Below are 21,740 nucleotides of genomic sequence, written 5' to 3' on the forward strand. Positions count from 1 at the left end.
CGCTGGATGCTGGAGCAGAAGCAGGTGCTGCTGACTGACACCACCATGCGCGACGCGCACCAGTCGCTGTTCGCCACGCGCATGCGCACCGCCGACATGCTGCCGATCGCGCCGTTCTATGCGCGCGAACTGTCGCAGCTGTTTTCGCTGGAGTGCTGGGGTGGCGCCACCTTCGACGTGGCGCTGCGCTTCCTCAAGGAAGACCCGTGGCAGCGCCTTGAGCAACTGCGCGAGCGCGTGCCCAACGTGCTGTTCCAGATGCTGCTGCGCGGCTCCAACGCGGTCGGCTACACCAATTATGCCGACAACGTGGTGCGCTTCTTCGTGCGCCAGGCGGCCAGCGCCGGCGTGGATGTGTTCCGCGTGTTCGATTCACTGAACTGGGTGCGCAACATGCGGGTCGCGATCGACGCCGTCGGCGAGAGCGGCGCGCTGTGCGAAGGCGCGATCTGCTATACCGGCGACCTGTTCGACAAGTCGCGCGCCAAATACGACCTGAAGTACTACGTCGGCATCGCGCGCGAGCTGAAGCAGGCCGGCGTGCATGTGCTGGGCATCAAGGACATGGCAGGCATCTGCCGTCCGCAGGCCGCGGCGGCACTGGTCAGGGCGCTCAAGGAAGAGACCGGGCTGCCGGTGCATTTCCATACCCACGACACCAGCGGCATCTCGGCCGCTTCGGCGCTGGCCGCGATCGAGGCCGGCTGCGATGCGGTCGACGGCGCGCTCGACGCCATGAGCGGGCTGACCTCGCAACCCAACCTGTCGAGCATCGCCGCGGCCCTGGCCGGCAGCGAGCGCGATCCCGGCCTCAGCCTGGAGCGCCTGCACGAAGCGTCGATGTACTGGGAAGGGGTGCGCCGCTTCTACGCGCCGTTCGAATCCGAAATCCGCGCCGGCACCGCCGACGTGTACCGCCACGAGATGCCCGGCGGCCAGTACACCAACCTGCGCGAGCAGGCGCGCTCGCTCGGCATCGAGCATCGCTGGACCGAGGTGTCGCGTGCCTATGCCGAGGTCAACCAGATGTTCGGCGACATCGTCAAGGTGACGCCGACGTCCAAGGTGGTCGGCGACCTGGCATTGATGATGGTGGCCAACGACCTGAGCGCCGCCGACGTGTGCGATCCGGCCAAGGAAACCGCCTTCCCTGAATCGGTGGTGTCGCTGTTCAAGGGCGAACTGGGCTTTCCGCCCGACGGCTTCCCCGCGGCACTGTCGCGCAAGGTGCTGCGCGGCGAGCCGCCCGTGCCGTACCGGCCCGGCGACCAAATCCCGCCGGTTGACCTCGACGCGGCGCGCGTCGCGGGTGAAGCAGCGTGCGAACAGCCGCTCGACGACCGCCAGCTGGCTTCGTACCTGATGTACCCGAAGCAGGCCGGCGAGTACCACGCGCATGTGCGCAACTACAGCGACACCTCGGTGGTACCCACGCCGGCATACCTGTACGGCTTGCAGCCGCAGGAAGAAGTGGCCATCGACATCGCCGCCGGCAAGACCCTGCTGGTCTCGCTGCAAGGCACGCACCCCGATGCCGAAGAGGGTGTCATCAAGGTCCAGTTCGAGCTGAACGGGCAGTCGCGCACCACGCTGGTCGAGCAGCGCAGCACCACGCAAGCGGCGGCGAAGCGCCACAGCCGTCCGGTTGCCGAGCCCGACAACCCGCTGCACGTCGCTGCGCCCATGCCTGGCTCGATCGTGACGGTGGCGGTGCAGCCAGGGCAGCGCGTGGCCGCGGGCACGACGCTGTTGGCGCTGGAGGCGATGAAGATGGAGACCCATATCGCGGCGGAGCGGGACTGCGAAATCGCCGCAGTCCATGTTCAGCAGGGCGATCGCGTGGCGGCGAAGGATCTGCTGATTGAACTGAAGAATTGACGCTGGCTGGCAGGCGCAGGCTCCGATTCGCATCCCGCGGCGAACCGTCCGCCACTTCCACCACGCCGTGCAGACAGATTCCCGGCTACGTGCAGTTGTCCCGGTACGCCTGCTGCAGTTGCTTGCGCGTCTTGTCGCGTTCGATCTTGGGGATGGTGCGGCCTTGCGCGTTCTGGGTGGCAGGGCCGGATGATTGATAGGAGCGCTTCTTGGAGGTGGCGTTGTATTGCTCCTTCAGGGCTTCGCACTTGGCGCGCGCGGCATCGTCAGGATCGGGCGAGGCGGCTGACGGGGGGCGATAGGGACTGGCCCCGCCTTGCACCGCTTCCGATATGGCGCCGGCGGCACCGTCTGCCGGTGCGGGCTGCGCCAGGGCAGGCGAGGCCCACGCCAGGGCCAGCAGGCCGGTTGCCAGGCATCTCGTCGATATCGGCATCTTGTCTCTCCCCGGTGCAAAGGCATTCCGCTGGGCGCGGGAACCCTGTCGGACTACAGGCTGGCTTGCCAGACCATCATACGTCCCATTACCGGGATTGTCAGAAGCGAATGACCCGGGCGGTTCTTCCCCGTAGTCAGATCGGGAGCGCGGTGCGGCAAGCAGGCAGCATTGCATTGCAGCATCCGAGGGGTTTCGCGGCACCCCGACCAGGGCGTTCCAGGGCCGGCTGATCCACTTCTTTCTTTGATCCGGCGGGGCGGCACCCTCTATAGTCGATGTATGCCAAGGAGATGCCCCCCATGGAGCCTCAGAACCTGACTCCCGCCGCGCAGCGCGACGCCGACAAGGCACCCGGGTGGTTGCGCTGGCTCCCCGGGGTCCAGATGCTGAAGTCATACCAGCCGGGCTGGCTGCCGAACGACCTCGCCGGCGGGCTGGTGCTGACCACCATGCTGGTGCCGGTCGGCATCGCCTACGCGGAGGCCTCCGGCGTGCCCGGTGTCTACGGGCTCTACGCCACCATGATCCCGATGCTGGTGTATGCCGTGTTCGGCCCGAGCCGGATCCTTGTGCTGGGGCCGGATTCGGCCCTGGCCGCGCCGATCCTGGCTGTGGTGCTGCAGGTCTCCGGCGGCGATCCGGCGCGCGCCATCATGGTGGCCAGCATGATGGCAATCGTCTCGGGCGTGGTCTGCATCGTGATGGGGCTGTTGCGGCTGGGGTTCATTACCGAGTTGCTGTCCAAGCCGATCCGCTATGGCTACATGAACGGGATCGCGCTCGCGGTGCTGGTCAGCCAGTTGCCCAAGCTGTTCGCCATCTCGATCGAGGACGCCGGCCCGCTGCGGGAGATAATCAGCCTCGGCCGCGCGATCCTGGCCGGCGAGACCAACTGGTACAGCTTTGCGGTCGGCGCGGGCAGCCTGGTGCTGATCCTGTTCCTGAAGCGCTTCGAGCGCATTCCCGGCATCCTGATCGCGGTGATCATTGCCACGCTGGCCGTCAGCGGGCTCCACCTGGACCAGTCCGGCGTGAAGGTGCTGGGCCAGATCCCGCAAGGCTTGCCGGCCTTTGTCGTGCCCTGGGTGAGCGATGCGGACCTGGTGAAGATCCTGCTGGGCGGGTGTGCCGTTGCGCTGATCTCGTTCGCGGATACCAGCGTGCTGTCGCGCACCTTTGCCGCGCGCACCAACACCCGCGTCGACCCGAACCAGGAGATGGTCGGGCTGGGCGCCGCCAACCTGGCCGCGGGCTTCTTCCAGGGCTTTCCGATCAGCAGCAGCTCGTCCCGTACGCCGGTGGCCGAAGCCGCGGGCGCGAAGACCCAGCTTACCGGCGTGTTGGGTGCGCTGGCCGTGGCGGCGCTGCTGATGTTCGCGCCCAACCTGCTGCAGTACCTGCCAAACAGCGCGCTGGCCGCGGTGGTGATCGCGGCGGCCATCGGCCTGTTCGAGGTGAATGACCTGAAGCGCATCTACCGGATCCAGCAGTGGGAGTTCTGGCTTTCCATGGTGTGCTTTGCCGCGGTGGCGGTGTTCGGGGCCATCCAGGGGATCATCCTGGCCGTGGTCATCGCCGTTATTGAGTTCCTGTGGGACGGCTGGCGGCCGCACTATGCCGTGCTCGGCCGCGTCGAAGGCCTGCGCGGCTACCACGACATGCAACGCTACCCGCATGCGCAGCGCATCGACGGCCTGGTGCTGTTCCGCTGGGATGCGCCGCTGTTCTTCGCCAATGCCGAACTGTTCCAGGAGCGGCTGATGGAAGCGATCGATGCATCGCCGACACCCGTGCGCAGGGTCGTAGTGGCGGCCGAACCGGTGACCAGTGTCGATGTCACCTCGGCCGACATGCTGCGCGAACTGAGCCGCACCCTGGACGCGCGCGGCATTGCGCTGCATTTCGCCGAGATGAAGGATCCGGTGCGTGACAAGCTCAAGCGCTTCGAGCTGATGGAAGCGATTGGCGACAAGAATTTCCATCCGACCGTTGGCAGTGCGGTGGATGACTACCTTGGACTTGACGACGGCCCGGCCGGCACGGGCAGCGGAAGTGCGCCTGCGGCGCAGGCCGGCCAGTGAAAAGACCTGCGCCGCATGCTTCGTTGCCGGCGCTGGGCTTACGAGAGCCGCCGGCCGAGCGTCTCCGGCACCATGGCCAACCCGAGCAGCGAGACCAGGCCGCAGCCGATCAGGTAGAAGGCCGGCGCATTGGGGCTGCCTGTCAGGTGGATCAGCACGGTCGAGAACAATTGGGCAAAGCCGCCGAATATCGCAATCGCCACATAGTAGGTCACGGACATGCCGGTGGCCCGCAGGCGCTGCGGCAATACCTCGCTCACCAGCACCAGCGTGGCGGGTGAAGTCATGGCCATGGGGATGGCCAGGCACCCGACCACCACCAGCAGGCAAGTCAATGACGGATAGGTGTTGAGCACGAAAAAGGCTGGATAGGCCATCAGCAGCAACACCACGCGCGACCACCACACCATGGTGCGGCGCCCGACGCGGTCGCACATCCAGCCGGCGATCGGACCGAACACCACCATCATGGCCGCGGCCACGAAGCCGGCCCAGACCGCCTCCCCGCGCGGGATATGCAGCTGGAAGGTGGCGTAGTTCGGCAGATAGTAGGCGATCAGGTGTACCGCCGCGGCGAGGCCGGTCATCAGGAGCACGCTGGCCACTAGCTCACGCCAGTGCTGGCGCATCAGCTGCCATCCGCCGGCAGCGGCCTTCTTGCGCGGCGGCGGCACCAGCGTTTCCTCCAGGCGCCGGCGGATCAGCTGGCCGATGGGGATTACCAGGATGCCGAGCAGGAATGCAGCGCGCCAGCCCCAATGCTCGAGGGCATCGGCGCTGAGCGTATGGCTGAGCGAGAGCGCCACCAGCGCTGCGAACACGGCGGCAATACCCTGGCTGGCCGTCTGCCAGCTGGTGTAGAAGCCGCGCGAGCGTTCGTCCGCGTACTCCAGCAGCATGGCGCTGGCCGAGCCCATCTCACCGCCGATCGCAAAGCCCTGCAGCAGGCGTGCGAGGATCATCAGGACCGGGGCCAGGTAGCCGATCTGTGCATAGGTCGGCGTCACCACGAGGATCAGGGCGCTGAACGCCATCAGCCACATCGACAGCAGCACAGCGGGCTTGCGGCCATGGCGGTCGGCGTATGCGCCGATCACCAGTCCGCCCAGGGGCCGCATCAGGTAGCCCGCGCCAAAGGTGCCGAACGACAGTAGCAACTGGCCGAGCGGATTGCCGACAGGAAAATAGAGGGGAATGATCAGGGTGGCGAAGAAGTTGTACACCCCCGAGTCGTATAACTCCAGGGCACCGCCGATGGTGATGGCGGTGACCGCAGAAGCCTTGGACATGGGCTTGGGGTTGTCCTCGGCCGGCGCGGGCGTGGATATTGGCGACACCATGGTGGTGGTGGGATCGAGGGGCAAAGCTGTCTCCTGGCGCGGCCGTTGCCGGTACGGGTGCGGGCAAGAAGCCGCCGCGCGCTGTTGTTAGTCTGATGAAGTGAGTCGGTGGAGGCGGGCCGGCGGCCTGGCGTCGCCGGGCCGTGCTGCCTTATTCCAGCCGGAACCCGGTCTGCTTGATGGCGAGCGCCCATTTCTTCTGCTCGGCCGCCATGAAGCTGGCAAACTGGTCTGGGGAACTCTGGCTGGCGGGCTCATAACCCCTGCTGACGAGTTGCTGGCGCACGCCAGGCGCATTCAGGGCCTTCTCGATCTCCTTGCCGAGCAGCGCGACGATTTCCTTCGGCGTGCCGGCGGGTGCCACCAGGCCATACCATTCGCTGGCCTCGATACCGGGGAAGCCCGCCTCCGCCATGGTCGGCACATCCGGGAACAACGGCAGCCGCTGCTTGCTGGCCACGGCGATGCCCTTGAGTTGGCCGCCCTTGACGAACGGCATCACCGCCGGCACGCCGTGGAACATCATCTGGATGTGGCCTCCGACCATGTCGGTCAGCGCCTGCGGTCCGCCCTTGTAGGGCGCGTGCACGACATTGATATGGGCGGTCTCCTTGAACACCTCGGTGATCACGTTCTGCTGGGTGCCCGGGCCGACCGATGCATAGCTGAGCTTGCCGGGCTCCGCCTTGGCGCGTGCCACCAGGTCCTTGACAGAGCCGCCCACGGACGGGTGGATTACCAGCATGTACGGCGAGCTTGCCATCAGCCCCAGCGGCGCGAAGTCCTTGCCCATGTCGAAGGGCAGGTTCTTGTGCAGGCCGGCGTTGATCGCCATCGGTGCGCTGGCGACCAGCAGCGTGTAGCCATCCGGTGCCGCCTTGGCGCCCATGCCGGCGCCGATATTGCCGGTTGCCCCGGGCCGGTTGTCGACCACGACTTGCTGGCCCAGGCTGGCTGTCATCTTCTCGGCCACCGTGCGGGTGACGGCATCGACGCCGCCGCCCGCCGGCCAGGGTACGATGATGCGGATCGGGCGGTTGGGGTATCCGCCTTGTGCCAGCGCGCCGGTGGCGCAGGCGGCCAGTGCGATCGCGCCCAGGGTACGGCCAAAGCGGTTCAGTACGGATTTCATCTGTTGTCTCCTCGCTGTCTCTGGCGGGCCCCGTGCGGGTGGCGGGGCCTACGCTGTTTCAGTCTTTGGTTTATGCCGCTTCAGTAGCCTTGGTCTGTCCCGGCTTTGCGCTTCCTTGCTGCCATTGCGCCATCAGCCGCTCCCAGCGCGTGCGGGTGGCCGCCAGGTTGCGCGCCTTGACGTGGCCGTAGCCGCGGATTTCCTGCGGCAGCCGGGCAATCTCCAGCGCCAGGTCAAGGTTTTGCGCGGAAAGTGCCGGCAGCAAGGCTTCCACGCTGCGCCGGAATTCACCGATCAAAGCCCGCTCTTCCTTGCGCTCCAGGGTGTAGCCGAAGGGGTCGAATGCCGTGCCGCGCAGTCCCTTGAACCGGGCCAGTACGCCGAACGCGCTGCGCATCCACGGGCCATAGGCGCCTTTCACCAGTTCGCCGGCCTGGTTCTTCCGCGCAAACAGGGGAGGGGCCAGGTGATGGACCAGCCGGACCTTGCCTTCGAACATCGACGCAATCTGCTGGCGGAATGCGGCGCCGGTATGCAGGCGAGCCACCTCATATTCGTCTTTATAGGCCATCAGCTTGAACAGCGAGCGGGCCACGGCTTCGGTCAGGCGGGTGCCGCCGACGACCGATTCCGCCGCCTTCACGCGGCCCACTAACGACTCGTATTGCGCCGCATAGGCCCGGTTCTGGTAGCCGGCCAGGAAGTCGGCATGCTTCGTCATCAGTTCCCCGACCGGCACCTTGCGCACGAACTGGATCACCTGCGAGCCGGCCGGCAGCGCGGGTATCTTCGACATATCGTGGGCGCACAGCCGGCCCCATTCGAAGGCCGCCTTGTTGCTGTCGACCTGCACGCCGTTGAGCTCGATGGCGCGCATCAGCGCGGCGTGCGACAGCGGCACCTTGCCTTTCTGCCAGGCATAGCCGAGCAGCAGCAGGTTGGCGAAGATCGACTGGCCGAGCAGCTGCTTCGCCACCTGTTCGGCGTCGAAGCTGGCGAGCTGGCCTTCGCCGACGGACTGCGCGATCCGCGCCACGGCCTCGCCGGTCTGCGGATCCCAGTCGGGATTGCGGACAAAGGCCGCGGTCGGGGTGAGATGGCTGTTCAGCACCACATAGGTCCGCGCCGGCGACATCGCGGCCAGCGAGGTCTTGCCGGCTGCGACCACGGTATCGCAGGCGATCACCAGGTCGGCCATGGCCATGTCGACGCGGCTCGCATGCAGGGCGTCCGGGCTGGCGGCGATCTGGATGTGGCTCCAGGTGGCCCCACCCATCTGCGCCATGCCGGTCGCATCCTGGGTGATCACGCCCTTGCCCTCCAGGTGGGCGGCCATGCCCAGCACGCCGCCGATGGTGACGATGCCGGTGCCGCCGATCCCCGCCACCACGATGCGCTGCGGCTTGCCGGCATCCGGCAGCGTGGGCATCGGGATGGCCGGAGGCGTGGCGCGGCCGCTCGCGGTGGCGGCGGGCTTCTTCAGTTGGCCGCCTTCGACCGTGACAAAGCTCGGGCAGAAGCCCTTGGTGCAGGAGAAGTCCTTGTTGCAGGTATCCTGGTTGACCTTGCGCTTGCGGCCGAAGTCGGTTTCCACCGGCTGCACGGCCAGGCAATTGCTTTGCACGGAGCAGTCGCCGCAGCCTTCGCACACCAGCTCGTTGATGACCACGCGCTTCGCCGGATCGACCATGGTGCCGCGCTTGCGCTCGCGGCGCTTCTTGGTGGCGCAGGCCTGGTCGTAGATGATCACGGTCACGCCGGACACCTCGCGCAGCTCGCGCTGCACGGTATCGAGCTCGTCGCGGTGGCGCACGGTGACGCCGGCGGCGAGGTTGTCGACACCCTTGTACTTGCCCGGTTCGTCCGTGACCACGACGATCTGCCGCGCGCCTTCGGCGCCCAGTTCGCGCGTCATCGCCGGCACGTCGAGCTGGCCGTCCACCGGCTGGCCGCCGGTCATGGCCACGGCGCTGTTGAACAGGATCTTGTAGGTCAGGTTCACGCCGGCGTGGATCGACTGGCGTACCGCCAGCAGGCCGGAGTGGTTGTAGGTGCCGTCGCCCAGGTTGGCGAACATGTGGGTGCGCTTGCTGAAGGGCGCCTGGCCCATCCAGTGCACGCCTTCGCCGCCCATCTGCGACCACGAGGTGGTCGAGCGGTCCATCCACACCACCATGCCGTGGCAGCCGATGCCGGCGGTCGCGACCGAGCCCTCCGGCACCTGGGTGCTGGTGTTGTGCGGGCAGCCCGGGCAGAACCACGGCAGGCGATCGGTGGCGCGCGTATCGCCCTGGCCGGTGGCGCGTTCCTTCGCTTCGATTTCCTGCAGGCGCACGTCCATGCGCGCGGCCACGTCGGCCGGCACGCCCAGCGCCTTGAGCCGCTGCGCGATGGCCTTGGCCACCAGCGCGGGCGAGAGATCGGCCTTGGCGCGCAGCAGCCAGTCCTCGGCGGGCTTGCGGTGGCTCCATTCGCCGCCGGCGCCGTCGGTGTGGTGGTACTTGCCGAAGACGGCCGGGCGGGCGGCGGGCGGGTAGTGGTACAGCTCGTCCTTGAGCTGCTGCTCGATGACGGGACGCTTTTCCTCGACCACCAGGATTTCGCGCAGCCCGCGCGCAAAGTCGCGCACGCTGTCGGGCTCCAGCGGCCAAACCACGCTGACCTTGTGCAGCCGGATGCCGAGCGCGCGGCAGGTGGCGTCATCCAGCCCGAGGTCGAGCAGGGCCTGGCGCGTGTCGCTGTAGGCCTTGCCGCTGGCGATGATGCCGAGGCGGTCGCCGGATCCCTCGATCACGTTGCGGTTCAGGCGGTTGGCACGCACATAGGCGAGCGCGGCCGGCCACTTGAACTCCATCATGCGCGCCTCGGCCGCGAGCGGATCGTCGGGCCAGCGGATATGCAGTCCGCCCTCGGGCAGGGCGAAGTCTTCCGGCAACACGATGCGCACGCGATCCGAGTCGGTGGTCACCGAGGCGCCCGATTCCACCACCTCCTGCACGGTCTTCATGCCGGCCCACAGCCCGCTGAAGCGGCTCATGGCGAGGGCATGCACGCCGAGATCGAGGATGTCCTGCACATTGGACGGGAAGAACACCGGCAGCCCGCACGCCATGAAGGTGTGGTCGCTCTGGTGGGCCAGCGTGCTGCTCTTGGAGACATGGTCATCGCCGGCGAGCGCGATCACGCCACCCAGCGGCGAGGTGCCGGCGAGGTTGGCATGCTTGAGCGCATCGCCGCTGCGGTCGACGCCGGGACCCTTGCCATACCAGATGCCGAACACGCCGTCGTAGCGCTTGCTGGCGGCATCGAACTCCAGTTGCTGCGAGCCCCAGACCGCCGTGACGCCGAGTTCCTCGTTGACGCCGGGTTTGAAGACCACGTGGTTATCGGCAAGATGCTTCTTTGCCTGCCACAGCGCCTGGTCATAGGTCCCCAGGGGTGAACCGCGGTAGCCGGAAATAAAGGCGGCGGTGTTGTGGCCGGCCGCGGCATCGCGCTTGCGCTGCAACAGCGGCAGGCGTACCAGCGCCTGCACGCCGCTCATGTAGGCACGGCCGGAGTCCAGCGCGTACTTGTCGTCGATCGACACGGCTTGCATCGCCTGCCGGGCCGCGTCGGGGAGGATTGGAGCATTCATAAGGGCGGTTTTCAGGCAAACAGGGTTGAACGGGGCCTGCCGGCGTGCCTTGGCACCCGGATTCCAGGCAATACAGGTGATGGAAGCGGCGCTAGCCGGGGAGGGGGATGCCGAGTTCGCGGCCTAGCGCATCCAGTTCCCGCACGACCGCGTCGGGCAGGGCGATGCCTTGCTCGCGGCCTTCGCGTTCGAGCGCTTCGCCTCGGTGTCCGGGGAGCCGGGCATCGGCGCCGCCGGCGGCAAGATAATTGCCGGTCCACTGCGCCATGTAGTCGGCGAACAGGTCCTTGCCGGCAAAGGCGTCCGGCTTTACCAGCCAGACAAAACCGCCTTGGCGGCCGACCGCGCCGGCGCCTGCGACGGTGTTGCGTGCGGGAGAAAGCGAGTCTGCGGTGGCGGCCATGGCACCGGCCAGGCACTCCACCATCATGGCGATGCCGATGCCTTTGTGCCCGCCGGTGGGCAGCAGCGAGCCTTCCAGCGCGCGTTGCGCATCGGTGGTCGGATGGCCGTCGGCGTCTAGCGCCCAGTCATCGGGAATCGGCTTGCCTTCACGGGCGGCCAGCAGGATATGGCCGCGGGCGGCGACGCTGCAGGCGACGTCGAACACGATCGGCGCCGCGCCCGGCAACGGGCAGCCGAAGGCGATGGGGTTGTGCCCGATCGCGGCGCGGGCAAATCCTTCCATGCCCAGCACGGGCGGCGTGCGCTGTCCGACCATGCAGAAGGCACCCGCCTCGGCAGCCAGCAGCGCCGGGATGCCCAGCGCGCCGAGATGGCCGCACGATTGCACCGCAACCAGCACGGACGCGCACGATTGCAGCGCCTCCAGCCCCAGTTGCACGGCGCGCGGGCCCGCGATCTGGCCCATGGCGCCGTCGGCGTCCAGCACGATGCCGCCCGGAAAGGCCTTGTGCGACATCTCGGGGCGCGGGTTGAAATCGCCGGCACGCAGGCGTTCGACATAGGAGGGGACCCGCGTCAGGCCATGCGTCTTGTAGCCACGCAGTTCGCTGCGCACCAGTGCGGCCGCGGCTTCGGTAGCCTGGTCTGGCGCCACGCCGCACGACTCGAACACGGCGGCGGTCCAGCGCGCAAGGCGGTCGGTTTTCCAGCGGATACTCATATGGATTTCTCCCGCACGATCATCAGGCGCTCCGCGAACGGGGCGGCATAGATCGACTGGTAGTAGAGCGGCTGGTCGCGCAGCGTGTAGCCACGTAACTCCATGATGAATGCCGGCGCTTCCGGGTCGAGCCCGAGTTCCTGCGCGGCCGCGGCCGGGGCCGGGCCAAAGCGGATCCACTGGTCCACGCGCAGCGTCGGCAGCGACAGGCGCTGGCCGATCAGCTCGCGCAGGTTCTTCTCCAGGGCATCGCGGTCCAGCCCGCCAAGTTGCGCAAAGTCTTCCTCGCGCAGCCAGAACTCGCTGTAGAGGTCGAAGCGGCCACCGACGCTGATCACGCGCTCGATGCGCACGTAGCCGTCACCGGCGAGGAACTCCGACCACGGTCCCTTGCGCTTGATACGCTTTACCGAGCGCGCGTGGACGTAGGACGGCAGCTCGTTGCCCTGTTCATCGCGAAAGCGCAGGTAACGGACATCCGCCGGCGCAACGCGCGTCCCGGAGACAAAGGTGCCCCGTCCCTGTTCGCGCGTGATCAGTCCGGAGTGCGTCAGCCGCGCCAATGCCTTCTGGATCGTGCCGACGCTGACCCCATGGAAGCTGGCGAGCTCGCCCTCGGAGGGCAGGCGGTCGCCCTCGCGCAGCGCGCCGGATTCGATGGAGTGGATGATCGCGTCGGAGACGCTGCGAAGTTTGGTCATGGTTGTTCAGAGGCTCAGTGCGAATCGACTGACCGCGGTCTCCCGGATATCGAGCACCTCGCTGGTCAGCCGCGTGCCGGATGCGACGTCCATCGCATAACCAAACAGCTGCTCGCCGAGGTCGGAGATCTTGTCCCCGTTCTGCAGGACTCCGCTGACGTCGAAGTCAATGTTGTCGGCCATGGTGTGCAGGGTATTGACGTTGCCGCACACCTTGACGGTCGGTGCCACCATGCTGCCGATGGGGTTGCCCACCCCCGTGCCGAAGAAGGTGAGCTGGCATCCGCCGGCGGCCAGCGCAGTGAGATTTTCCACTGCCGCGGCCGGCGCGTCCATGAAATGCAGCCCCTTCTTCTGCGGCGCCTCGCCGTAGCGCAGCACGCCCACCAGTGGGCTGGTGCCGGCCTTGGCCATGGCGCCCAGCGCCTTTTCCTCGACCGTGGTCAGGCCGCCGCGCTTGTTGTCGGGCGAAGGCTGGTCCTCGCGCATGTCGACGCCGCGCGAGATCGCCAGGTTTTCCATGTTGCGCACCGCCGTGACAAAGGCCTCGCGCACCCGGCCATCGGCCGCGCGCTCGGCGAACAGATGCTCGGCGCCGATGAACTCCGAGGTTTCGGAAATGATCACGGTGCCGCCGCCGGCGATCACCATGTCCGCCATGCGGCCGATCACCGGATTGCAGCTCAGCCCGGAAGTGGTGTCAGAACCGCCGCACTCGACGCCGATCACCAGCGACGACACTGGGCACGGCACGCGGCGCGCCTTCGACGCCGCCAGCGAGAGCCGGCTGGCCTTGCGCGTGCCTTCGGCAATGCATGCAACCGTGCCGTCGGGCTGCAGGTGCACGCATTCGACCGGCTTGCCGGTGCTGCGGATGCGGCGTGCGACCTCTTCCGTCGACGATTCTTCCAGGCCCACCAGCAGCACCGCGGCGATATTGGGATTGCGGCCAAGGCCGGCCAGCGACTCGAACGCGAAATCCAGGTCGGCGCCGAACTGTCCGCGCACGAACAGCGTCGTGACCGGGATGCAGCCGCCTACGGTGCGGGCAATGGTGCGGGTGACCGGATTGCAGTTGTCCATCACGGAAACCACCGCGACCCAGTTGCGCACACCGACCGCGCCGTTCTCGCGCGGGTATCCGAGGAAGGTTGTTGTCATCTGCATTACCCCTTTTGCAGGTCGCCGCGGGCACGCGCCGACTCGATGTTGTGAACGTGCATGTGTTCGCCGGCGCGCACCGCGCGGCTGGCGCGGCCGATGACCTGGCCGTACTTCAGGATGGTTTCTCCCTCGACCGTGTCGGCGATGCAGATCTTGTGGCCGAACGGCACGTCTTGCAGCAGCACCAGCTTGCCTTGTCGCTCGCCTTCCAGCGCGCAGGCGTCGCCGGCCTGGCCGGCGTCCAGCAGGGTGGCCACATTGTCGGCCGGGTTCAGTACGATGGCTCGGGGCATTGATCAACTCCTGTATAGGTGTTGGGATCAAATGTAGGGAGCCTGCTGGTATCTAGTCAAGGATAAATAGGGATACTCAGCGAAAACCACTACTCCTAGAGTGAAAGTCCTATATAGAAGTTTGTTGACATCGGCCCGACCGCTGTCTATCGTCATGACAACGGCGATGTTGTTTGCGCCGGAGCATCGACGCAGTGAATCAACGGAGAAGGCGGACATGAACGTCATGTCACACAAGGAAAAGATTGCGAAGCTGCAGGCCCTGCGCGCACGCCTGGATCCCCTGGAGGACTTCGGCCTGTGGTTCTGGGCAGGCATGACCGCCGGCACCCATGCCGTCAATGCAGCACTGCATCAGGCGGGCATCACGCTGGATGACGACCGGTTCCCGACGCAACCCGGCGTCTACCTGGTGCCGCAGCCCGACGGCAGCCTGAAGCCGGCGTTCCGGCCGCTGGGCGACGTCCTGCATGTCGGTCGCCCGAAAGTGGAGGGGCCGGTGCCTGCCGATATCGCCGAGATGATGGAAGTGATGGAGCACATCGAGCACTACCGCGATCCCTGTCTGCGCGAAGGGCTGGCGCCGACCGCCGGGATTGCGCAAGGTTGCGACGCCGCGCTGCGCCGCTGCCTGGGATTGCTGGAAGCGCGCCTGGAGGGAGACCGCCATGGACATTGAGCAGCACATGGCGATGGCGCGCAGTCTCGAGGCGTCGCTGCAGAAGTGCACCAGCGTCGACTACGAGATGACTATCGAAGGCGCGATGCTGGCGGGAACGCACTGGTTGAACGCGCTACTGCACAAGGTGGGTGCGACGCCGCCGCAGGCGGATGTGTTCCATACCTACCTGCTGACGGTCAATGAATTCCGGCGGCTGGCGGTGGCGGCGGAGAAGCCGCTGCACGCCCTGGCCGCCATCGAGGATACGCGGGCGCCGTTTGTACGCGGCAACCATCCGGGTGGAGAAGCTGCCGCCGAACGGGCGCTGGAGCTGCTGTCGTTGATCCGCGCGACGGCGCTGGGCAGCGCATAGCAAGTACAGACGCAGCAAGAGACACGTCGAGAGACAGGAAAAGGAGACAACAGTGAAGGCAGTCCGTGTAGTGCCGGGCCCCGAGGGCGGCAAGGTCGAAGTGCAGGATATCCCCGTGCCGGTGGTGGCAGCGGGGCAGGTACTGGTGAGGGTGCGCGCCGCGGGCCTCAACCGTGGCGAAATCAACCAGGCGAAGGAGCTGCGCTCGGGCAACACCATCACCACCGGCGTCGAATTTGCCGGCGAGATCGCGGAAGTCGGCGAAGGCGTCAGCGGCTGGCGCAAGGGCGACCGCGTGATGGGCCATGGCCGCGGCTGCCAGGCGGAGTACGTGGTGGCCGACCCGTTGGCACTGATCCCGGTGCCGGACGGCTTGTCATGGATCGATGCCGCGGCGTTCCCCAACGTCTTTATCACCGCGCATGACGCACTGGTCACCAACGGCCGCCTGGTGGCGGGCGAGTCGGTGCTGGTCAACGGCGCCTCGGGCGGCGTGGCGATGGCGGCGATCCAGATCGCCTCGCTGATGGGCGCCCGGCCCGTGATCGCGTCCTCGCGCTCGGCGGCCAAGCTGGACAAAATCAGCCAGTTCGGCATGGATGTCGGCATCGACGCCTCGAAGGACGACCAGGTCGAGGCGGTCTTGCAGGCCACCGACAACAAGGGCGTCGACATCATCATCGATACCGTCGGCGGCCCGGTGTTCGAGGCCAATATGAAAAGCCTGGCAATCAAGGGCCGCCTGGTGAACATCGCGCGGCTGGGCTCGGCAACCGCCCAGATCGACCTGGCACAGCTCTGGCTCAAGCGCCTGCAGCTGATCGGCGTGACCTTCCGCACCCGCACGGAACAGGAGCGGCTGGAGTGCATCCAGGCCTGCGCGCGCGACATGCTGCCGTTTTTGCGCACGGGCCGCGTGCGGCTGCCGATCGATCGGACCTTTGCCATGACCGACATCGACGCCGCGCATGCGTACATGAAGCAAGACCAGCACGTCGGCAAGATCGTGTTGCTGGTCGACTGATTCCACAGAAAGCGATAGATAAGAGGAGACATGATGACAATCCAGATCAAGCCGCTGACCGGCTCCGTGGCTGCAGCCGTGACCGGTGTCGACCTGAACCAGCCGCTCGACGACGCCAGCTTCGAGATCCTGCACCGGGCGTTCCTGGAGCATGGCGTGCTGGTGTTCCGCGGCCAGCAACTGCAGCCGGCCGCGCAGGTCGCGTTCGCCCGGCGCTGGGGCAAGCCGGTGCAGGGCAACCCGCTGCTCAAGGGCCTGACCGAGTTCCCGGAACTGGCTCAGGTCACCAGGATCCCGAAGGAAACCGCCTCGACCGAGGCCTGGCATTCGGACTCGATCTATACCGAGGTGCCGCCGAAGATCTCGATCCTGTCGGCGGTCACCATCCCCATCGGTGGCGACACCATGTGGTGCAACCAGTACGTCTCGTACGACCGTCTGTCGCCGGCGATGCAGCGCATGATCGAAGGGCTGCGGGCCCGCTTCTCGGGGGCGCGGCTGGCCAAGATGACGGGTTCGGACAAGGTGCCGACGGCCGTGCACCCGATCGTGCGCACGCACCCGGAGACCGGGCGCAAGGCGCTTTATGTCGGCCACCCCGACACCGCGCAGTGCATCGAAGGCATGACCGAAGTGGAGAGCCGTCCGCTGCTCGACTTCCTGTATGAGCACTCGGTGACGCCGGACAACGTCTACCGCCATATGTGGCAGGAGGGCGATGTGGTGATGTGGGATAACCGCTGCACCATGCACTACGCCGTGCACGACTATGGCAATGCCGACCGCGTGCTGAACCGCGTCACGCTGGAAGGGGAAGTGCCCCGCTGAGCTGTACCGCCAAGACCGGCGCCGCGCCTTGCCATTGATCCGGCATGCGGCGCCCGGCACACAGGTTGCCCGTCCACCCCCGACGCACGGAATGCACGGGACCAAAGGAGATTGAAATGCAGATAGGGATCCCGACTGAGACGCGGGCGGGGGAGGCGCGCGTTGCCGCAACGCCGGAGACCGTGACGAAATACGTGGCACAGGGCCACCAGGTCATATTGCAGGCTGGCGCCGGCGTGCGTGCCAGCCAGACCGACAGCGCCTATGAGGCCGCGGGAGCGCGCATCGGCAGCGCCGCCGAGGCGCTGGGCGCGCAACTGGTGCTGAAGGTGCGCGCACCGGACGAAGCCGAGCTGGCGCAGATGAAGCCGGACGCCGTGCTGGTCGGCATGCTCAATCCCTTCGACGCCGAGAACAACGCGCGCATGTCCGCCGCGAACATCACCGCCTTTGCCCTGGAAGCCGCGCCGCGCACGACGCGCGCGCAGAGCATGGACGTACTGTCGTCGCAGGCCAACATCGCCGGCTACAAGGCCGTGCTGGTGGCGGCGCACCATTACCAGCGCTTCATGCCGATGCTGATGACCGCCGCGGGCACCGTCAAGGCGGCGCGCGTGCTGATCCTGGGCGCGGGCGTCGCCGGCCTGCAGGCCATCGCCTCGGCCAAGCGGCTGGGCGCGGTGATCGAGGCCTCCGACGTGCGCCCCGCGGTGAAGGAGCAGATCGAATCGCTCGGCGGCAAGTTCCTCGATGTTCCCTTCCTCACCGACGAAGAGCGCGAGATCGCCCAGGGCGTGGGCGGCTATGCGCGCCCGATGCCGCCGGACTGGATGAAGCGCCAGGCCGAACTGGTCCACCAGCGTGCCGTCCAGGCCGACATCGTCATTACCACCGCGCTGATCCCGGGCCGCAAGGCGCCCACGCTGCTGCACGAAGCGACCGTGCAGCAGATGAAGCCGGGCTCGGTGGTGGTCGACCTGGCCGCGGCACAGGGCGGCAATTGCCCGCTGACGGTGGTCGACGAAGTGGTCGAGCGCCATGGCGTCGTGCTGATCGGACACACCAACCTGGCCGGCATGGTCGCGGCCGACGCCTCGGCACTGTATGCCCGCAATGTGCTGGACTTCCTCAAGCTGGTCATCGACAAGGACGGCCAGTTCACGCTGAACCTGGAAGACGACATCGTTGCCGCATGCCTGATGACGCGGCGCGAAGAACTGGCGCTGGCCAGCTGAACCGGCAATCAAGGAGATCTCGATGGAAATAGTTGGCCACACGGTGATTAACCTGATCATCTTTGTACTGGCGATCTACGTGGGCTACCACGTGGTCTGGACGGTCACGCCCGCGCTGCACACGCCGCTGATGGCGGTGACCAATGCGATCTCGGCCATCATCATCGTCGGCGCCATGCTGGCCGCCGGCCTGACCGAGGGCTACGTTGGCCGCGCAATGGGGACGCTGGCGGTGGCGCTGGCGGCAGTGAATGTGTTCGGCGGCTTCCTGGTCACGCAGCGCATGCTGGAGATGTTCAGGAAGAAGGCACCCAAGGCGCAGCCCGAAGCCAAGGGGCAGCCTGGCGGCAAACTGGCGGAGGTAGCGCAATGAATGGCCTGTCGATGAATATGGTGACGCTGTCCTACCTGGGCGCGTCTGTTTGCTTTATCCAGGCGCTCAAGGGGCTGTCACACCCGACCACGGCGCGGCGCGGCAATACCTTCGGCATGGCCGGCATGTTGGTGGCGGCGCTCACCACGGTGGCGCTGATCTTCAAGCTGAAGAGCGAGCTGCTGTCCGGCGGGGCGGACCCGTCCGCGCCGGGCACCGGCCTGGCGCTGATCCTGGCGGCGCTGGTGGTGGGCGGCGGCATCGGTGCCTACGTGGCGAAGAAGGTGCAGATGACCAAGATGCCCGAGTTGGTCGCGGCGATGCACTCGCTGATCGGCCTGGCGGCGGTGTTTATTTCCGTGGCGGCAGTGGCGGAGCCTGCTGCCTTCGGTATCACGGCTGCCGGTTCGCATGACATTCCGCTGGGCAACCGCATCGAACTCTTCATCGGCTGCTTCGTCGGTGCCATCACCTTCTCCGGCTCGGTGATCGCCTTCGGCAAGCTGGCCGGGCGCTACAAGTTCCGGCTGTTCCAGGGCGCACCGGTGGTGTTCGCCGGCCAGCACTGGCTGAACCTGCTGCTGGCGGTGGCGATGGTGGGCTTTGGCATTGCGTTCTTCCTGACGCAGGCATGGATGCCGTTCCTGGTCATGCTGGCGCTCGCCTTCGTGCTGGGCGTGCTGATCATCATCCCGATCGGCGGTGCCGACATGCCGGTGGTGGTGTCGATGCTGAACTCGTACTCGGGCTGGGCGGCGGCGGGCATCGGCTTCTCGCTGAACAACCCGATGCTGATCATCGCCGGCTCGCTGGTGGGTTCCTCCGGCGCGATCCTGTCGTACATCATGTGCCGGGCGATGAACCGCTCGTTCTTCAACGTGATCCTGGGCGGCTTCGGCAGCGACGCCGCGGCCGCCAGCGGCCCGGCAGGGCAGGCCCAGCGCAATGTGAAATCGGGCTCGGCCGATGACGCCGCCTTCCTGATGGGCAATGCGGAAACGGTGATCATCGTCCCGGGCTACGGCCTGGCGGTCGCGCGTGCCCAACACGCGCTCAAGGAACTGACCGAAGTGCTCACGCACAGAGGCGTGACCGTGAAGTACGCGATCCACCCGGTGGCGGGCCGCATGCCCGGCCATATGAACGTGCTGCTGGCCGAGGCCGAGGTGCCGTACGACCAGGTCTTCGAGATGGAAGACATCAACAGCGAGTTCGGCCAGGCCGACGTGGTGCTGGTGCTGGGCGCCAATGACGTGGTCAACCCGGCGGCCAAGAACGACCCCAAGTCGCCGATCGCCGGCATGCCGATCCTGGAGGCGTACAAGGCCAAGACCATCATCGTCAACAAGCGCTCGATGGCCGCCGGCTATGCCGGGCTGGACAACGAGCTGTTCTACATGGACAAGACCATGATGGTGTTCGGCGACGCCAAGAAGGTGGTCGAGGACATGCTCAAGGCCGCCTGAGCCGCAGATTCACAGCAATAACGAGGAGACATGGATTGACATTCTCCCCTCCCTAAAGGGAGGAGATTCCCTCTGCAGGCGATCGATGTCCCGATCGGGCAAGGATATTTAACGCAGCGTTCACATCGCGATCATGTACGGCACCGCATTCACTGCATACCCACTGCCTTATTCCGAGGTCTGCGATACCTTTCGGCCTCCCCGGCGGCATCGCGTCGCACGAAGAACAAACCTGGGTGGTGAAACGTTCGTCGACTTCCTCATACCACGCGCCATGCGCAATCGCCTTGTACGCGAGCATTGTGCGGAAGGACGACCAGCCCGCATCGAGGACGGACTTCGCCATGCTGGTTTTGGCGAGGCCGGCGGCGTTCACATTCCCCACCGCGATGTAGTCAAAGTCTCGCACGATGCGACGCGAGAGCTTGTGCAGGAAGTCACGCCTTGCGTTGGTGATGCGGGCGTGAAGGTTCGTTGCCTGTCGCCGCTTGCGTGCTCGCTGCGCTTTGGCCAGCGCTTGCTCGAGTCGGCCGAGGTGGCGCGGATTCTCGAACTTCTCGCCGGTGGACAGCGTGGCAATGTCCTTCAAGCCCAGATCGATGCCGACGCCGCGTTCCGGGCAGCGGGCCTGGGTGTCGGCAACTTCAATCACGATGTTCAGGAACCAGTTGCCTCGCGCATCGCAGGAGAAATTTGTGCCGTCCTTGATCTTGCCTTCGGGAAGGGGGCGGGAGCTGAACACGCGAAACGTGTTGCCGGCAAAGCGGAATGCGTCGCCCGAGCGCTTGAGATCCCGGCCCTTGAGCGGCACCCAGCCAAGCGACTTGCGGCCGCGATAGCGCAGGTACGGCCGGCGGTGCTGGCTACGCGACTTGGCGTACTGCTCGCAAACCGCGTTGACGGTGCCGGAATGGATGCGCAGTTCCTTGCTGCTGCCGGTGGTCAACACGTTCAGATCGAAACCCGTGGGCCATTTCTTGCCCCACTTGAGTGCGTGCTTCTGCGTGTCGTTGCAGAAGTTCCAGACGTAGTTCACCGCGCGGCTCTGCTGATTGAGCAGGCCGTTCAGCGACTTCACCCGGTAGCGATAGACCAGAAGCATGCCGGTCATTCTAATATGGGATTGCTTGCTGCCGGCAGCACTCCTTTCACTCCCCGCCCTGAAGGGCGAGGTTTCTCGGAGCAAGTCTGATGAACCAGCAAGAACGCAACCTCGGCCTGTTCGCCGACCTGGAAGGCAAGGTAGCGCTGGTGACCGGGGCCTTTGGCGGCCTGGGCCTGCATTTTGCGCAGACGCTGGCGCGCGCCGGCTGCAAGGTGGCACTGGCGGGGCGGCGCGTGGCCGAAGGCGAGGCCGTGCTGGCGGAACTGCGCAGGCAGGGCGGGCAAGGCTGCGTCGTTGCGCTCGACGTCAGGGACCCCGCGTCGGTCGGTGCGGCGTTCGAGACGGCGCGCCAACAGCTCGGCCCGGTCCAGGTGGTCGTCAACAGCGCCGGCATCGCCACCACCGGGCCGGCCATGGAGGTGGATGAGGCCGCCTGGCAAGGCGTGATCGATACCAACCTGAACGGCGCCTGGCGCGTGGCGCAATGCGCGGCGCGGCTGATGCGCGAGGCCGGCAGCGGCGGCTGCATCGTCAATATCGCGTCGATCCTCGGCCTGCGCGTGGCGCAGCAGGTCCCGGCCTACACCGCCGCGAAGGCGGGCCTGATCCACCTGACGCGCTCGCTGGCGCTGGAATGGGCGCGGCACGGGATCCGCGTCAACGCGCTGGCGCCGGGCTATTTCGAGACCGACATCAACCGCGGCTTCTTCGAGACCGACAGCGGCCGGGCCATGATCGGGCGCATTCCGCAGCGCCGGCTCGGCCAGCCCCGGCAGCTCGACGGCGCGCTGCTGCTGCTGGCTTCGGATGCTTCCGACTACATGACCGGTACGGTGCTGCCCGTGGACGGCGGCCACGCGGTCAGCTCGCTCTGAGCCCACCCG

The 21,740-nt window shown here is 66.7% G+C and carries 19 protein-coding genes; 10 read left to right on the forward strand and 9 right to left on the reverse strand.

Annotated elements, in window-relative coordinates; translation table 11 throughout:
* A partial coding sequence (locus AC3WL8_RS35605; protein ID WP_492379854.1) for a pyruvate carboxylase subunit B occupies positions 1–1,878 on the forward strand: 1,878 nt, incomplete at its 5' end.
* Between the two features lie 85 nt (positions 1,879–1,963).
* Here AC3WL8_RS35605 and AC3WL8_RS35610 read toward each other — a convergent pair.
* Positions 1,964–2,314: a hypothetical protein gene (locus AC3WL8_RS35610; protein WP_013956240.1), complete on the reverse strand. Its 351-nt coding sequence runs from the start codon at positions 2,312–2,314 to the stop codon at positions 1,964–1,966.
* A gap of 302 nt (positions 2,315–2,616) precedes the next feature.
* Between AC3WL8_RS35610 and AC3WL8_RS35615 the strand changes: the two genes are divergently transcribed.
* A complete protein-coding gene (locus AC3WL8_RS35615; RefSeq protein ID WP_013956241.1) occupies positions 2,617–4,398 on the forward strand; it encodes a SulP family inorganic anion transporter in 1,782 nt (593 codons plus the stop codon).
* Between the two features lie 38 nt (positions 4,399–4,436).
* Here the strand turns inward: AC3WL8_RS35615 and AC3WL8_RS35620 are convergent, their stop codons facing one another.
* The 7 genes from AC3WL8_RS35620 to AC3WL8_RS35650 all read right to left on the reverse strand — a co-directional run bounded on the left by AC3WL8_RS35620 (position 4,437) and on the right by AC3WL8_RS35650 (position 13,791).
* The gene (locus AC3WL8_RS35620) at positions 4,437–5,762 is read right to left on the reverse strand and encodes an MFS transporter (protein ID WP_153954360.1); all 1,326 of its coding nucleotides are present in this window, start codon (positions 5,760–5,762) and stop codon (positions 4,437–4,439) included.
* A 127-nt stretch (positions 5,763–5,889) separates the two neighbouring features.
* The gene (locus AC3WL8_RS35625; RefSeq protein WP_013956243.1) at positions 5,890–6,870 is read right to left on the reverse strand and encodes a tripartite tricarboxylate transporter substrate binding protein; all 981 of its coding nucleotides are present in this window, start codon (positions 6,868–6,870) and stop codon (positions 5,890–5,892) included.
* Between the two features lie 70 nt (positions 6,871–6,940).
* Positions 6,941–10,507 (reverse strand): indolepyruvate ferredoxin oxidoreductase family protein, encoded by a 3,567-nt coding sequence (locus tag AC3WL8_RS35630; RefSeq protein WP_153954359.1) that lies wholly within the window; start codon positions 10,505–10,507, stop codon positions 6,941–6,943.
* Between the two features lie 91 nt (positions 10,508–10,598).
* Complete coding sequence (locus AC3WL8_RS35635; protein WP_013956245.1) at positions 10,599–11,633, reverse strand: Ldh family oxidoreductase; 1,035 nt, start codon at positions 11,631–11,633, stop codon at positions 10,599–10,601.
* Positions 11,630–12,334: a GntR family transcriptional regulator gene (locus AC3WL8_RS35640; RefSeq protein ID WP_211980947.1), complete on the reverse strand. Its 705-nt coding sequence runs from the start codon at positions 12,332–12,334 to the stop codon at positions 11,630–11,632. The genes AC3WL8_RS35635 and AC3WL8_RS35640 overlap by 4 nt, the downstream gene beginning before the upstream one ends.
* A gap of 6 nt (positions 12,335–12,340) precedes the next feature.
* Entirely contained in the window at positions 12,341–13,495 is a 1,155-nt protein-coding gene (locus AC3WL8_RS35645; protein WP_013956247.1) for a UxaA family hydrolase, read from the reverse strand.
* A 5-nt stretch (positions 13,496–13,500) separates the two neighbouring features.
* A complete protein-coding gene (locus AC3WL8_RS35650) occupies positions 13,501–13,791 on the reverse strand; it encodes a UxaA family hydrolase (protein ID WP_013956248.1) in 291 nt (96 codons plus the stop codon).
* 217 nt (positions 13,792–14,008) lie between these two features.
* On the opposite strand from AC3WL8_RS35650, the gene AC3WL8_RS35655 reads away from it, so the two are divergent.
* The 7 genes from AC3WL8_RS35655 (at position 14,009) to AC3WL8_RS35685 (ending at position 19,751) form a co-directional block, all read left to right on the forward strand.
* Positions 14,009–14,470: a hypothetical protein gene (locus AC3WL8_RS35655; protein ID WP_013956249.1), complete on the forward strand. Its 462-nt coding sequence runs from the start codon at positions 14,009–14,011 to the stop codon at positions 14,468–14,470.
* Positions 14,460–14,825, forward strand: a complete 366-nt coding sequence (locus AC3WL8_RS35660; protein WP_013956250.1) for a hypothetical protein — start codon at positions 14,460–14,462, stop codon at positions 14,823–14,825. The genes AC3WL8_RS35655 and AC3WL8_RS35660 overlap by 11 nt, the downstream gene beginning before the upstream one ends.
* A gap of 52 nt (positions 14,826–14,877) precedes the next feature.
* A complete protein-coding gene (locus AC3WL8_RS35665; protein ID WP_211980948.1) occupies positions 14,878–15,849 on the forward strand; it encodes a zinc-binding dehydrogenase in 972 nt (323 codons plus the stop codon).
* Positions 15,850–15,882: 33 nt separating this feature from the next.
* Positions 15,883–16,677: a TauD/TfdA dioxygenase family protein gene (locus AC3WL8_RS35670; protein ID WP_013956252.1), complete on the forward strand. Its 795-nt coding sequence runs from the start codon at positions 15,883–15,885 to the stop codon at positions 16,675–16,677.
* A gap of 116 nt (positions 16,678–16,793) precedes the next feature.
* Entirely contained in the window at positions 16,794–17,912 is a 1,119-nt protein-coding gene (locus AC3WL8_RS35675; protein ID WP_211980949.1) for a Re/Si-specific NAD(P)(+) transhydrogenase subunit alpha, read from the forward strand.
* A gap of 22 nt (positions 17,913–17,934) precedes the next feature.
* Positions 17,935–18,285 carry an NAD(P) transhydrogenase subunit alpha part 2 gene (locus AC3WL8_RS35680; protein ID WP_013956254.1) on the forward strand — a complete coding sequence of 117 codons (351 nt, stop codon included), beginning with the start codon at positions 17,935–17,937 and terminating at the stop codon, positions 18,283–18,285.
* The gene (locus tag AC3WL8_RS35685) at positions 18,282–19,751 is read left to right on the forward strand and encodes an NAD(P)(+) transhydrogenase (Re/Si-specific) subunit beta (protein WP_013956255.1); all 1,470 of its coding nucleotides are present in this window, start codon (positions 18,282–18,284) and stop codon (positions 19,749–19,751) included. Before AC3WL8_RS35680 ends, AC3WL8_RS35685 begins: the two co-directional genes overlap by 4 nt.
* A gap of 52 nt (positions 19,752–19,803) precedes the next feature.
* Here the strand turns inward: AC3WL8_RS35685 and AC3WL8_RS35690 are convergent, their stop codons facing one another.
* Positions 19,804–20,853: an RNA-guided endonuclease InsQ/TnpB family protein gene (locus AC3WL8_RS35690; RefSeq protein ID WP_211982134.1), complete on the reverse strand. Its 1,050-nt coding sequence runs from the start codon at positions 20,851–20,853 to the stop codon at positions 19,804–19,806.
* Positions 20,854–20,942: 89 nt separating this feature from the next.
* Between AC3WL8_RS35690 and AC3WL8_RS35695 the strand changes: the two genes are divergently transcribed.
* On the forward strand, positions 20,943–21,731 hold the full coding sequence (locus AC3WL8_RS35695; protein WP_211980950.1) for an SDR family NAD(P)-dependent oxidoreductase: 789 nt from the start codon (positions 20,943–20,945) through the stop codon (positions 21,729–21,731).
* Positions 21,732–21,740 lie beyond the last annotated feature (9 nt).

The organism is Cupriavidus sp. FW305-F7, from assembly GCF_058782875.1.

Bases quoted from the DNA above. Each gene is read 5' to 3' on its own strand.
- AC3WL8_RS35625 (WP_013956243.1), bottom strand. From the start codon at position 6,870: ATGAAATCCGTACTGAACCGCTTTGGCCGTACCCTGGGCGCGATCGCA.
- AC3WL8_RS35670 (WP_013956252.1), top strand. From the start codon at position 15,883: ATGACAATCCAGATCAAGCCGCTGACCGGCTCCGTGGCTGCAGCCGTG.
- AC3WL8_RS35675 (WP_211980949.1), top strand. From the start codon at position 16,794: ATGCAGATAGGGATCCCGACTGAGACGCGGGCGGGGGAGGCGCGCGTT.
- AC3WL8_RS35645 (WP_013956247.1), bottom strand. From the start codon at position 13,495: ATGACAACAACCTTCCTCGGATACCCGCGCGAGAACGGCGCGGTCGGT.
- AC3WL8_RS35650 (WP_013956248.1), bottom strand. From the start codon at position 13,791: ATGCCCCGAGCCATCGTACTGAACCCGGCCGACAATGTGGCCACCCTG.
- AC3WL8_RS35655 (WP_013956249.1), top strand. From the start codon at position 14,009: ATGAACGTCATGTCACACAAGGAAAAGATTGCGAAGCTGCAGGCCCTG.
- AC3WL8_RS35690 (WP_211982134.1), bottom strand. From the start codon at position 20,853: ATGCTTCTGGTCTATCGCTACCGGGTGAAGTCGCTGAACGGCCTGCTC.
- AC3WL8_RS35660 (WP_013956250.1), top strand. From the start codon at position 14,460: ATGGACATTGAGCAGCACATGGCGATGGCGCGCAGTCTCGAGGCGTCG.
- AC3WL8_RS35680 (WP_013956254.1), top strand. From the start codon at position 17,935: ATGGAAATAGTTGGCCACACGGTGATTAACCTGATCATCTTTGTACTG.
- AC3WL8_RS35635 (WP_013956245.1), bottom strand. From the start codon at position 11,633: ATGAGTATCCGCTGGAAAACCGACCGCCTTGCGCGCTGGACCGCCGCC.
- AC3WL8_RS35640 (WP_211980947.1), bottom strand. From the start codon at position 12,334: ATGACCAAACTTCGCAGCGTCTCCGACGCGATCATCCACTCCATCGAA.
- AC3WL8_RS35685 (WP_013956255.1), top strand. From the start codon at position 18,282: ATGAATGGCCTGTCGATGAATATGGTGACGCTGTCCTACCTGGGCGCG.
- AC3WL8_RS35610 (WP_013956240.1), bottom strand. From the start codon at position 2,314: ATGCCGATATCGACGAGATGCCTGGCAACCGGCCTGCTGGCCCTGGCG.
- AC3WL8_RS35695 (WP_211980950.1), top strand. From the start codon at position 20,943: ATGAACCAGCAAGAACGCAACCTCGGCCTGTTCGCCGACCTGGAAGGC.
- AC3WL8_RS35630 (WP_153954359.1), bottom strand. From the start codon at position 10,507: ATGAATGCTCCAATCCTCCCCGACGCGGCCCGGCAGGCGATGCAAGCC.
- AC3WL8_RS35615 (WP_013956241.1), top strand. From the start codon at position 2,617: ATGGAGCCTCAGAACCTGACTCCCGCCGCGCAGCGCGACGCCGACAAG.